Consider the following 13,362-nt stretch of genomic DNA (forward strand, 5'->3'; position numbering starts at 1 on the left):
CTATCAATGATCTAAAGTTTATTCCCAGTAGGATCTTGGAAACCTAGACAAGGATAGGTAGAAAAGGAATAGATTTTCTCTGGTTTTCTATAGTTTACAACGGGATATTTGAGCTTGCTCCCAATCAACGTCAAGCATAATCGCATTAGAAAAATCACAATTAACTAAAGAAGCTTTGTGAAATGAGGCTTTGGTTAGGTCTGCATACTGAAATTTTGTGCCTGTAGTTATACGTGCTGTATTGATTGTGAAACGGAATAAATACAAACTGCCAAAAATTTGTAATGGCTCGATCGCTAAAAATATTAATAGAGCAGTAAAAACATTAAACCTCAACGCACTTGCGATCGCATTAAATGCACCCGCAACGAGTATTTTGCTGAAGGTTGAGCCAAAGAAACCCGTCACAAAGGCTATGGCTAGGGAAATGACGATGGCTGTTAAAGTTCCTTTTCTACCTGAGAGCACAAAACTTGCCGTGAAAGCGATCGCAAAACTAACGGCAAACACGACGATCGCCACAATGGCAACCCAATAAACTGCTTCACGATTGACAAAGGCTAACCCAAAAATGAAAGCAATCACAAAACAGCTCAGCAATATGGTGGCAATCAGTGCCGTACCCGCAAACATTAGTGCCATCACAAATGAGACAATCCCTGCGATCGCTGTTTGACGTTGGCTCGTACCAGTCCGCACATTAGCAAAATTAGCCGCTTTAAGTTGAGAGCGATAAAAGTTGCATCCGCGAATATCCGCGCCGCTAAAGTCAGCACCGACGAGATTTTTACTCTTAAATGAGCGATCGCGCAAATCTTGATTTGCAAAGTTAAGACTTTGACCCATAGCGCCTGTTATATGCTAATAAAGTTAGATAGGCGCTTTGCACCTCTCTAATCCTATGAATTTTAATGTGAATTCGATATAGCCATTTGCGCCGCGCTTCTCGCGGCGCAAATGGCGCAAAATGGTAAAAATCGCTCTGCGATTTTTACCATTTTGCGCGTTCGTCGAATTGACGTAATTTTAAGTCAATTCGCCCAAGGTTGGCTTAGAAATATGTGGTAGTCCCCAGCCTAACTTTTCGCGTAAGACCTTAAAGAACTCACCTTTCTGCAAGCGGATAAACCTTGCAGGGTATTGCGATCGCTCTACTTCAACCCGATAGTCTGGATAGACATAACACCCCGCATTACCATCCACAACTAACACTAAACGATGACGATTAGCAGGTGTGACGATCGCTTTTTCGGTATTGGCAAAGACTAAAGCCCGTGAAGCCATTGAATGGGCGCAAATGGGAATAAGCTGAAATACGGGAATGCCTGGCTCGATCACGGGGCCACCTGCGGAGAGGGCATAGGCAGTTGAGCCTGTAGGTGTGGAAATAATCACTCCATCGGCGGCAATATCGACGGGTAGGTGATGACCAATCTGCACCTCAAAATGACACATACTAGTCAAGGGTTCGCGATGCAGTACCATTTCGTTTAGTGATAGGGCTTCCCAGAGCAGACCTTGGCTATCGTAAACACGCACCGTCATCATCGATCGCTGCTCAACTACATATTGCCCTTCGACGACTTGGGCGATCGCTTCTTCCCAGTCGGTTAAGTAGGTTTCGGTTAAAAAACCCATATGCCCTGTGTTGACATTTAATACTGGCAAACCAAGTGGGGCAATTTGCCGACAGGCGGATAGTACTGTGCCATCGCCGCCCAAAGACACTACAAACATGATCTCGCGATCGAATCCTAATGGCACTAAACTCTCAATCAAGGTGTGACAAACAGGAGCATCTGGCTTGCCATAGCCCAAAATGCCGCCATTTCCCGTCGCCATAACAGTCTGGATACCGCGCTTTTCTAGCCACAACTTCATATCTAGAGCTACACGCTTAGCGACAGGTTTTGAGTCGTTGTATATAATTCCGACTTTTGGCACGCTCAATGACTACCTAGATTATTTCAAAAATTTTTGTCAGTTTTGTAATTATAGCCTTTAGCTCTTGGCTTTTAGCTTGTAATAAGTTGTTGAAATATTAAAGTTTTTCAGGGTTTATTCAGTAATTTCCATTGACTGCTAGAAGTTAGAGCAAAACCCAAATAAAAGAAGGCGGCGCAAAGCGCCGCCTTCTTTTATTTGGGTAGCCACCTGTATCAGGACAAATCAAAACCCAAATAGTGTGAGGCGGCGCTTTGCGCCGCCTCACACTATTTGGGTTTTATGTCCTAAGCAAGACTTGTATTGCTGTAGGTTTAACTTTTAGTCTGTCAATTTTGATAGTGCATCTCTAAACTCATCATCTTCTAATTCTGTGATTTCATACTGAGGTTCAGAAGGGAAGAAGTTACCGAGTGCTTTTTGCAATGCGGAATCTATGGTCATCGCTGGCATAAATTGCTCACCGATCGCTATTCTCAGCATTTCGCTGTTGTGATAGAAGTATTCTTGCAGTAGTGGAATGATGCGGTGATACCAAGTAAATCGCAAGGATTCGATATTATCAACATTCATGAAGTAGCTATGCCCAATTTGGTAATCGCGTCCGATGAGGAGGGTGATGCGTTGGTTGAGTTGGATGAGCAATTGATCTAGTCTGATGCCCTCGATAATTTTCTCTTTGAGTAGTTCGGGATCGGGTTTAAGTTCAATAAAGGTAAATCGGCGGCGGAGGGCAATGTCTAGTAGGGCGATCGAGCGATCGCTTGTATTCATTGTTCCTAATATATATAGATTTTTCGGTACGCCAAATTCTTCTTGGGAGTAAGGCAAGGTAACTTTTAATTCGTTAGGCGCTCCAATCCTTTTATCATCTTCAATTAGCGTAATTAATTCACCAAAAACTTTAGCAATATTTGCTCTGTTGATTTCATCAATAATAATCAAATATTTATTGTCAGGATCTAATTCTGCCTGTCTACAAATCTGTTTGAATACCCCATCAACAACTCTATAACTAACTTCATCTAATTCATTAGTTAAGGGTTTAATTCCTTCTACAAATTCTTCGTAGGCAAATGATTGATGGAAGGTCACAAATCTGAAATATTTTGATATATCCGATTTAATAATGGTTGAACCTTGTAATTCCTTTAATTGTTTAGCTAGGTTTTCTTCAACATATTCCTTGCCTAAATCAGTGAGAGACCAAAATCCGTCTCGATCTTTCCCAAATAGATATGGTAATTGACGTTTTGCTATTTTTACTGTTTCAATACTTGGATCTGTATGTATTTGAAGCGCATAGTGAATAGTATTGCTAAGTTTTTCAGTCTTAGTTGTACTCCAATAAAGCTGTATTAAGTCATTGCCAACTAATTCTGTAACCTTAAATAAACTTTTAGATTGAAAATTGGCATATATAGCTAATGCGATCGCATCATGCCAAGTTAAACCTTTGATTGCATCAAGTTTACGTTGCTCTGGAGTTATAGGAGATTGTAATTGCTTAGATAAAAATAATTTTGCAAATTGGCTAACTGTATAGGTTTTACCTGTACCTGGCGATCCATAAAGAATTATATTTTTAGTTGTTTGAGAAACTTTAAGCAAGTTCTGAGTTGTTTTTGAATTTGATAATGTCACTGTTTTAGCTTCTACTTCTATATCAACATCAGCAATATCTTGTTCTCCTTGTGGCAATAAGTGATACAAAAAATACATCATTTGTACTGTATCAAAACTATGAAATTCATTCTGGCTTTTTAAAAATTCTAAAAGCTGTCTATTTTTTGCGTGTAAACCTTCTTTGGGGATTTGATTAAAATATTTTAGAAAATTATCCAGATGCGTTGGATTAGAAATAGGCAAAAAATCATCTGGGAAATATAAAGAAAGAGGCTTAGCCCGAACCGAGTTTCTGTTCTTTCCTAATCCTTTATCTCCAATTTTATCCAGATCATCAAAATGTTTTAATTTAGCAGAATTAATGAGTTCTATTAATCCATCTTTGATTTTTTGAAAAGCCGACTCTTCATTGTCAGCCTGAAGTATTTGATTCCATTCCCATTTTCCGTATTTAGCGCTCCAAGCAATACCAAACTTAGCTGAACTACCACCGCTAATACTTCCCAATTTTTTTGTTCTAAACTCAATCCAATGACAAAAAGTACTACCAATTTCGCGATCGTGCTTCCCCGCAGCATATTGATCGAGAGTCATTTCTGGTAATTTGTCTATAGGAAAACTTTTAACAAACTCTTCTCTTAGTTGTTTCAAATCATCAGACATCACTTTAGGATTTTTTTGTAGCCATTCCTGAAGTGTAATGCGCCAATCTTGATTAGGACTCATACATTTTCTTGATATATAAAATTATCCTCAAACCCTTTACTAGCTTATCATGCTCTTTTAGAATCTACCCTCTTACATTAACAACTCATGCTAATCCTACTAGAGTAAAATCAAAGCATACAAATCAAAGCATACAAAAAGTCTAAACTTATGACTCAAGTTGTCACCCTAGAGCAAGTCTTAAAACTAGCCAAGCAACTTTCGCTTGTAGATAAAATTAACTTAATCGAAAAAGTAACCCCTGAAATTAAGCGTGAACTGAATATAAAACCTAAGCCTCGTAGGTCTTTGCGTGGTTTGTGGCGGGGCGCTAACATCAGCGATAACGACATAGCCGAAGTCAGAAAAGAAATGTCAACAAACTTTCCCCGTGAGAGTGTTTGATGAGCAACGCAGTAACTGATACCCATGCCTTAATTTGGTATTTAGAAGACAACCCCAAATTGAGTAATGCGGCTAACGAAGTTTTTGAACAATGCGATCGCGGTGAGATAGTAGACATCATCGGAAATAACAAAAGAAGTAGCTAAAATAGTCTCATTCCAGAAAATTGCAAGTCAAAAATGCTTTCATATACCAAACTAAAAAATAAACCTCGGATTTTACAGAGTTTGACAGGAATGAGTTTGGCAGAGTTCGAGGCTTTAGTCCCGAGCTTCGAGAAAGCATGGCAAGACTACATATATAAGTACTTCATTGAAGCTAGTGAAAGAAAACGAGAGTATGGGGGAGGACGAAAGGCAGAACTGCAAGAAATTAGGGACAAAATGTTATTTATTTTGTTTTACTTTCGGCAATATCCGACTCAAGAAGTGCAGGGATTTTTATTTGGGATAGGACAACCACAGGCAAACCTATGGGTGCATCGGTTAACAGTCATATTAAATCAAGCTTTAGGTAAAGAACAACATTTGCCCGAGCGGAAAGCGAGCAAGTTAGAGCAAGTATTAGCAAATTGCCCAGAATTGGAGTTTGTGATTGATGGTACAGAACGACGCATCAATCGACCTCAAGATAAAGTCAAAAGGGACGAACACTACAGTGGCAAGAAAAAAACGACAACGGTGAAGAACAATATCATCACCGAACGGATGGCAGGGGGCAAAGTCATATACCTCAGTGAAACTGTTGAGGGCAAACGCCACGACAAGAAACTTGCCGATGACGAGGGACATGAGTTTCCCGATGGGAGTAAGTTATGGCAAGACACAGGATACCAAGGTTATAAGCCAGATGGGGTAACTATTTTGCAACCGAAAAAGAAACCTCGTGGTGGAGAGTTAACCGATGAGGAAAAAGAAAGTAATCGAGAGATTTCTAAACAAAGAATTGTAGTAGAACATCACATTGGTGGTGTGAAAAGATCACGCATTGTCCATGATACTTTTAGAAATCGAAAAGAGAATTATGTTGACGTTGTTATGGAAACTTCTTGTGGATTACACAATTTCAGGGTTACGATGAGACATGGGAAGGTTGCTTAACTTTAGCGTAACAATGGGGCAATATGAGAGTGTCTTGTCTCCTCTTTATTTCCGATGAAGTCTAGTGATTTACATTCCAACAATTTGTTTAGTTGAGATTGTTTATCTTCAAGAAAAAGTCCGCATTTCTAGCGACTTTAAAAATCAATTAGATGAGGTTCTAGCAGTTGGCGATACTGGATTAGTTCTATTTGATTTAACATCTGAAGTAGTTGATGCTTTAGCGAAAATCCCTAAACAGGCAGTTCCTGATTTACCTGATAGAGTTATAGCAGCTACGGCTTCTCATCTTGGTTTACCTCTCATTAGCCGAGATCACCGAATGCCTCTTGTTGGCATTCCATTGATTTGGTGATGACTATTCTTATAAATATTTCTCCTGAGAATCCTCATCAAGCAGCAACTTTAGACTCAAAAGAGACTCCTTTTACTACTAAACGATAACGCTCTTCATCAGCCTCTAACCTCAACAAGTCCTGATGACTTTCACAGTAACGAATAACTTCATCAATTGCTTCTAAAGGCAAATCCCAATTATCAGCAGCCTCTTCAACTGACATTTCATTAGCTATCATGTCTTGCCAAATAGTCGAAGCAAGTAGTTTTTGTCCTTTCACATATAACTGTTTTCGCCAAGGATGATTTCGTTTTGCTAAATATTGCCAATCATCAACCTCAACCTGATTTTGTGCTAGTTGCAAAATAGCCGCCGCCCTCTCAGCGTCTTCATTTTCTACACGAGAGACAAAACCTAATAACTCTTGATGCTCTGCTTCCGTAATATCACCACTTTCATTTTGTTCACGCAAATAATCAAGCCTAGCTTGGTCATCTGGCAAAAGTCGCCGACCGATAACTTGCAATAACAACTCTTCAGACTTGGAAGATATTAAAGGCTGAGACTGCCTAGTTTGCCTAAGCAAATTATTTAATAAGTCAATCACCTCACTAAGGGATTCATCAGGTAACTGCTCAACTAACTGCATAACTTTTTGGCGATCGCTTGTTGATATTGCCATTTCATACTCCTTGACTATCTGCAAAAAGTCCTCTTAATCTCTCTAATAGCTTATCACGCTCTCCCTGCTTGCTCAAATCACCACAAAGATCAATCGTCGCCGCCGTAATCGTCCTACCTTCTATATCAAATCTAGCACTAAGCTCTGTCATCCCCTCGACCTGCGGATAAATTAGCAACACATTTGCACATTTGTAGCGTTGAGCATAGGCATACATTTGATAGAAATCCGCCTGTGAAACCCCCAACTTGCGATCGCCTTCTTTCAATCTCTTATACTTCGTATCCATAATCAAAGGGAATCCGCCCTTTTGACGCATCACCAAATCGGGCTTGAGTTGAAATACTTGCTGATTACTACTATTCTTTGCTAGATAACGCACTGCACCCAAAGACTGTGGTAATAATTCACAATCCTGTAACTGAGTTGGTAAAATCTCTTGACGATGGCGAGATATGAAACTAATCACGAACTCCTCAAACAGCTTATTCATATCCAACGCAAAGGCAAAAGTCTGGAAATTGCCACTAGATAATTGCAAACTCTCATTCTCTAGAAATAAACGCGCCAAATTTAAAAGCGGCTCAAAGCGTTGATTTAAGCGCGTAATCGGAATTAATCGCAAATCTTCAACATTCACCTTTGACAATAAAGTTACTTCTTCCATCCATTGCTGCAACTCATGCAACATTTGCCGATTATGGAAATTGCGCGTTAACTGATACAGTCGCTCTACTACATAGCGCAAAACCCGATTCAGTTGATTATCCGCCGTGAATTCATCAAACGTCACCGCAAATAAATGCTTGCGTTCAGGACGGCGTAGCTGCTCCGTTAAGTTCCACTTCCCTTTGAGAACTGGTAAAGTATCACTCACAGATTGATAATTCCGAAAAGCGCCCCTTTGCCATTCTTCCAGAAGATTCATTGAAAATAATCTTGTCAAAATCTCAAACCAATCGAGATCCTTTTGACATAGAGAAGCCAGAGAATATTGCTTGACATTCAGTTGATGAGTGTATTCCAGCATATACAGCAAATTTCGCACCGCTTCTTGTTTTGGTGTTGTTGCATCAAAACGGTACATTTTCGGCAAAACCTCGACTGTGCGATCGCCTAATCGAAACACACCCACATATTGCCGCGCTTTTAGCTCCAACTTACCCTTTTGGATAGTCAAGTCAAATAAGCGATCGCCTAGGATTTTTTCTAACTTAGCGATCGCCTTTTGTTCTTGCTCTGTGCAATCAAACCCTGAGCTAACCTCGTACTCAAACAATGACCAATCCATAGTGGTTAGAGCTTCGCTATAAAATAAAGAACCTTTTGATGGCGCGGCGAAGCCGCACCATTAAAAATCTATCCTTATGGCAACTTGGTAAGGCTATCTGATTTTGATTCCTTCGCTTCTTTATTTTGATTCCAAAGCAACATTCCTAATACGCCATCGAGCAACCCGCCGCCGCGATCGCCACCATTGACAGCCACATCTGGCACAACCCGCACATTGCGATCGCCGATCGTTTGCATTAATTGTAACGCTACATAGGAGTTACCTCCAAGGGCATCAACCCCAGCGCGATAGGCATCGGCTTTTGCTTCACCAATAACGCGGATAGCTTCAGCTTCACCACTTGCCTCTTTGACATTGGCATTAGCTTGCAATTCAGCAATACGAACACCCTGCTCAGCAGTGACGATTTCTCTTTGAATATCGGCAAGGGAAGTTTCACGTACAAGCTCTTGACGTTGAGTTTGAGAAACTCGCTGTACTTCATAGGTTTTACGCTGCTCTTCGGCAATTTTGCGATCGGTAAGCGTTTCCATCAAGGTTTCAGGTGGTTCAATTTGACCAAGTAAAGTGTCAACGGCTTGCACATCATAGGCTTCCATGGCATTACGAATAAAGTCGGCAGCTTCTGCTTGGCGATCGCTACGTGCAATCAAAAAGTCTAGGACAGTATAAGCTTGTGCGGAATTACGGAAGTAATTGCCGACAGTCGGACGCAGCACATGATCGACAAGATTTTGCATACATCCAACTCGCGAAATTACCCTTGGGGCATTTAGCGAACCAACATGAATGATCTGCGCTACTTCTAAATTAAAAGCAAAACCATCAACAGAACGTACATTTAAAGCACTGAGTTTAGCATCATAGCCATGTTGTTCAACTTGAGCGCTAAAATTCAACACAATATTTGTGGTGGGAACTAGTTCCACTCGCATAATTTGGGTATTCAATGGATGTTTTCCAGGGTAAAGCGGCTCAATCCATACGCCCTTATCACCCACATTCACTAAATGCCCATGGGTAAATAGAGCGCCACTGACATCATTTTCCGAACCACCCACAAAGGAAATTACTACGCCCACATAGCCGATGGGAATATCGGTCATTTTCACCTGTTCTACTTGGACAAACCAAGGGTTTAAATTCCATGAACCCGATAGAATCACCTGCTCCTGCAATCCCCGACGACCGCCGCCATTGATAAATAACTGCGCGTTTTGGAAATTGTCATGTTCAGGAATAATCGCCCCTGCGATCGCCCCTGCTTCAATGGGAATACCATCTAAAGTCGTGACGATCCCAACTTTTTCTGTGGCAACGGAATACAGCCTTAACTCCGCAGGAGACATGCCATTTTGCGCAGCATTTGCAGAAGAGACAATCGTAAATAGAGCCGTATTTACGCGATAGGTTCCTGCGGTCAAAATGCCTAGTTGCCGTCCTTTTTCACCACCTGCTAATAGGAATTCTCTCGCATTTTGGAAGTTGTCACAGGGTACGGTTTTACCAAGAATGCGATCGGGGGGAATTGATTTGCCATCGTTCGCAATAATTAAGCCAATTTCGCCTTGGGGAATCACGACTACGGATTCCTTACGAACGCTATATTGCCAAGGATAAAAGCCAAAGTGCCATCCTGGGGCGAGGGTATCAGCTTGATAACCAGCTTCGCCATTAAGAGCAACAAGTTGCCCTGAGGGTAAGTCTCCCTTGAGTGAAAATTTCTTGACGACGATGCCAACTTCTCTCTCTCCAATCACGATCAGTCCTAAAATCCAACCCATCTGGGGCAGAAAGATAAATACCACCACTACGCCGCCAATTACCCATACCCATATGGGGAAATTGAGATTACCCACTTGCATAACCTGAACGGGTCGCGTTTGAGTTGTATCTTTTTGCGAAATTTGTTGGGCGATCGCCGATCCATTACTACTGATAATAGGTAATGTAACAGTACCTAGCATGGCGATCGCTGCACCAGAAACCAGCGATCGCTGCCAAAACTTCTTGCTAAAGCCTTGAAAAACATCCTGAATATCAATTAATTTTTTCACGCGTAATACCCCGCTTTCAGAATTACTGCTAATCTAGCGCAATTGTTATGAAATCCTTAATATTCAATAAAAAAATTAACAACCAGACTATCAAGTAGCTCACCATAATTAAAACCTAGAAAGCTGTCCCGCCCGCTATGCGGGCGGGACAGCTTTCTAGGTTTTTAGTTTACTTATGCCTAGCACTTTAAGAACTAGTTAAGGTGACACTCTGTGTCACCTTAACTAGTTCTTAAAGAGAGTTCCAACGTTCGGCAGCAGAAGCGATCGCTTTATCGCTAGATTTCTCCTTGAGCATCGCCAGTTGTAACTCTTCGTAAATAATCTTGCGAAGCTTTTCAATGTCTTTCGCAGGAGGGATTAAGACTTCAGATTGTGGAAGTTGTGAGGCACTGATTACTCTGGCGCGATCAAGGATAGATGCATCTTTGGCGGCTTCCGTGAAATAGCGATCGCTAGAACTCTTAATTGTGGAAGGTAAGAGATTCTCTACTTTGGTAAAAGCAAGCTGATTTTCAGCATTGGTTAAATAGAGGGCGAATTTTACAGCTAGCTCTTGATTAGTAGATGTCGTCGGCACAGCGACATTCATCACTGCGGCGCTCTTTTTACCCGTTGAGCCAGTAATTTGTGAGCCAATATCGGTTGTTTTAGCAGTTTCGGGTGCATTTTTAGCTACAGCTTGCAAAAACTGCGGGCCAGTTAATAAAATTGCCAATTCACCCGCCTGATAAAGTTCTACGGCTTTGCGATGTCCTTCGGTTAAGATTTCACGGGGAATTAGTTGCTTCTCAAATAGATTTACCCAATAGTCAAAGGCTGCTTTGCCAGCAGGATCATTAAAAGCAGCCTTGCCATTTGGATCGAGCAACTTCATGCCCATCTGTACCATCGCTTCTAAAACCTGCCCCCCATCCATTGTCAGCATGAAAGCATATTTACCAGTTTTTGCTTTAATCTGTTCGGAAACCTTAGTAAGTTCTTCAAAAGTTTTAGGTGGTTTTGCAGGATCTAAGCCAGCTTTTTCAAATAGAGAACGGTTGTAAATAGTGATGTCAGTGGCTACATACCAAGGCAATCCAAAGGTGACGTTATCCAGTTGATTCGCTTTCCAAATATTCGGGAAGTAACTAGCCTTATCAGCATCAGATATCGCCTTACCCATATCTACAAGTGCTTTTTTCTCCGCTAGTTTCGATGCAAATTGAGGGTTTAGATTCACGACATCGGGAGCAGTTTTTGCCGCGACAGAACTCAAGATCTTAGTTTCCATCTCTCCCCAAGGAATATCCACCCATTCCACTTCCGCCATTGGATTTTCTTTTACAAATCCTGCAATTAAATCCGTCATATATTTGTCAAACTGCGGTTTTAATTGCATTGTCCAAAAAATGATTTTGCTTTTACCTGAAGAGGTTGTGGATTGAGTGGTTTGCGCTCCACAGGCTCCAAGTAAAAACAGGGTGGAGAGTCCGATGAATTTGCGGCGATTGAGGTTTGAGAAGAGATTAGGTGTCATATCAAAATTACTAACTTAAGTTTGATTATAGAGCAAAGTAGAAAGCTGTCTGGTTTTTGCTTTTAAAACCATTACAGGCTGTCCCGCCCGCTACGTGGGCGGGACAGATTATACCTTGCTACTTAACGTGAATTCGATAAAGCCATTTGCGGCGTGCGAAGCACGCCGCAAATGGCGAAAAATGGCAAGAATCGCCTAGCGATTCTTGCCATTTTTCGCTTTCGTCGAACTGAAGTCTACTTACATTGATTACAATTAGTGAGAAACCGATCTAATAAGTGTTTCTGTGCGCCGAAATGGAGGTGGACATAGGAAGCATGAACTTGATATTTTTGCCATCCTTCCGATGGATACTGTAAATGCGAGTCATAACCTTGCAAAGAATATAAGGAACGATCGCTTAATTCGGTTAAAGATGAACGATGAAACTCATGTCCCCAAATCCGATCACCTTTATCAACCAATGAACTATTTTGCAAAGCGATCGCCTGACGATATCCAAGAGTTAAGCGCTTACCCATTTTTGCTGCTGTCGGGAAAATATTCACCATTGGGAATGACTGTTCCTGAAAATCAATGATGCGATCGCATAGATACATGAGTCCTCCACATTCGGCGTAGGTAGGAATTCCTGAGGTGATTGCTTTGTGAACGGATGATCTAGCGGTTTTATTTTCGGCTAATTCGCGGGCAAATACTTCAGGAAAGCCCCCACCAAAGTACAAACCTTGGATATTTTCAGGTAAAGCATGATCGCGAATTGGACTCCAAGGGACTAACTCAGCACCCATTTCTCTAAACAAATCGAGGTTGTCAGCATAGTAAAAACTGAAGGCGCGATCTTGGGCGATCGCAATGCGAAGCCCCTCACCCCCAGCCCCTCTCCCCAAGGGAGAGGGGAGTAATATTTCTTGCTCCCCCTCTCCTGCGGGAGAGGGGGCTGGTGGGTGAGGGCATGCCATCAATGGCAATAATTTCTCCCAATCAAAGCAGGTCTCGCCTAAATGAGCCAACCGCTCAATAATTCCATCAAGATCAGACATTTCCGCAGTGGGAACTAGTCCTAGATGGCGATCGGGAATTGAGATATCATCTTGACGACGGAGAACACCTAGGATTGGCAAATTTAATGGTTCTAGAGCTTGGGTTAATAACTCTAAATGGCGATCGCTACCAACGCGATTAAGCACAACGCCTGCAATGTGAATACGTGGATCGAAGGTGCGATATCCATGCGCGATCGCCGCAATTGAACGAGAAGTACTAGCACAATTAAGAATTAGGACTACTGGCGCATTTAGTAGCCTTGCAATGTGAGCAGTGCTAGCCGTATCATCTTTCCCTGTTGCCCCATCAAATAGCCCCATCACCCCTTCGATGAGTGCATATTCAGCATTCTGGCGATGTTTCGCAAAACATTCCTTTACGTACACTTCCGAAGTAAGAACAGGATCGAGATTACGACATGGTAGCCCCGTGATGTAGGAATGGAACATGGGATCGATGTAATCGGGTCCCACCTTAAAAGATTGCACTGGAGATTTAGCAGATGGCGATCGCGCATTCATTGCTGCTAGTAGTGCCAAAGTTACGGTGGTCTTGCCGACACCACTACGCTCACCTGCGATAATAATTGCCATTTTTGATAGATCGTGTTTTTGGTAGTGAAGGCAACGAAAGCACAAAATGGCTA

General features: G+C 41.7%; 12 protein-coding genes. 4 read left to right on the forward strand and 8 right to left on the reverse strand.

The genetic code is table 11. The features are described from left to right. Positions 1–87: 87 nt before the first annotated feature. The 3 genes from VB775_RS13530 to VB775_RS13540 form a co-directional block, all read right to left on the reverse strand. Positions 88–846 carry a pentapeptide repeat-containing protein gene (locus tag VB775_RS13530; RefSeq protein WP_281009226.1) on the reverse strand — a complete coding sequence of 253 codons (759 nt, stop codon included), beginning with the start codon at positions 844–846 and terminating at the stop codon, positions 88–90. Between the two features lie 180 nt (positions 847–1,026). Beyond that, positions 1,027–1,944 (reverse strand): NAD(+) kinase, encoded by a 918-nt coding sequence (locus VB775_RS13535; RefSeq protein ID WP_281009225.1) that lies wholly within the window; start codon positions 1,942–1,944, stop codon positions 1,027–1,029. Between the two features lie 321 nt (positions 1,945–2,265). Further along, on the reverse strand, positions 2,266–4,296 hold the full coding sequence (locus VB775_RS13540; protein ID WP_281009224.1) for an McrB family protein: 2,031 nt from the start codon (positions 4,294–4,296) through the stop codon (positions 2,266–2,268). Between the two features lie 150 nt (positions 4,297–4,446). Between VB775_RS13540 and VB775_RS13545 the strand changes: the two genes are divergently transcribed. From VB775_RS13545 to VB775_RS13560, 4 genes are all read left to right on the forward strand, one after another. Further along, on the forward strand, positions 4,447–4,680 hold the full coding sequence (locus VB775_RS13545; protein ID WP_281009223.1) for a hypothetical protein: 234 nt from the start codon (positions 4,447–4,449) through the stop codon (positions 4,678–4,680). Beyond that, positions 4,680–4,826, forward strand: a complete 147-nt coding sequence (locus tag VB775_RS13550; protein ID WP_281009222.1) for a hypothetical protein — start codon at positions 4,680–4,682, stop codon at positions 4,824–4,826. Before VB775_RS13545 ends, VB775_RS13550 begins: the two co-directional genes overlap by 1 nt. A gap of 33 nt (positions 4,827–4,859) precedes the next feature. Beyond that, entirely contained in the window at positions 4,860–5,780 is a 921-nt protein-coding gene (locus VB775_RS13555) for a transposase family protein (RefSeq protein ID WP_281008098.1), read from the forward strand. A 64-nt stretch (positions 5,781–5,844) separates the two neighbouring features. Continuing rightward, entirely contained in the window at positions 5,845–6,135 is a 291-nt protein-coding gene (locus VB775_RS13560; RefSeq protein ID WP_281009221.1) for a type II toxin-antitoxin system VapC family toxin, read from the forward strand. Positions 6,136–6,172: 37 nt separating this feature from the next. Here VB775_RS13560 and VB775_RS26480 read toward each other — a convergent pair whose 3' ends face one another. The 5 genes from VB775_RS26480 to VB775_RS13585 all read right to left on the reverse strand — a co-directional run bounded on the left by VB775_RS26480 (position 6,173) and on the right by VB775_RS13585 (position 13,309). Continuing rightward, on the reverse strand, positions 6,173–6,562 hold the full coding sequence (locus tag VB775_RS26480; RefSeq protein WP_407072981.1) for a hypothetical protein: 390 nt from the start codon (positions 6,560–6,562) through the stop codon (positions 6,173–6,175). A 238-nt stretch (positions 6,563–6,800) separates the two neighbouring features. Further along, positions 6,801–8,090: an McrC family protein gene (locus VB775_RS13570; protein WP_281009219.1), complete on the reverse strand. Its 1,290-nt coding sequence runs from the start codon at positions 8,088–8,090 to the stop codon at positions 6,801–6,803. 74 nt (positions 8,091–8,164) lie between these two features. Next, the gene (locus tag VB775_RS13575) at positions 8,165–10,060 is read right to left on the reverse strand and encodes an SPFH domain-containing protein (protein WP_407072980.1); all 1,896 of its coding nucleotides are present in this window, start codon (positions 10,058–10,060) and stop codon (positions 8,165–8,167) included. A 322-nt stretch (positions 10,061–10,382) separates the two neighbouring features. After that, positions 10,383–11,669, reverse strand: a complete 1,287-nt coding sequence (locus tag VB775_RS13580; RefSeq protein ID WP_281009217.1) for an ABC transporter substrate-binding protein — start codon at positions 11,667–11,669, stop codon at positions 10,383–10,385. Between the two features lie 236 nt (positions 11,670–11,905). Then, positions 11,906–13,309: a cobyrinate a,c-diamide synthase gene (locus tag VB775_RS13585; RefSeq protein WP_281009216.1), complete on the reverse strand. Its 1,404-nt coding sequence runs from the start codon at positions 13,307–13,309 to the stop codon at positions 11,906–11,908. Positions 13,310–13,362 lie beyond the last annotated feature (53 nt).

The organism is Pseudanabaena sp. CCNP1317, assembly GCF_034931345.1.
GTDB lineage: Bacteria > Cyanobacteriota > Cyanobacteriia > Pseudanabaenales > Pseudanabaenaceae > Pseudanabaena > Pseudanabaena galeata.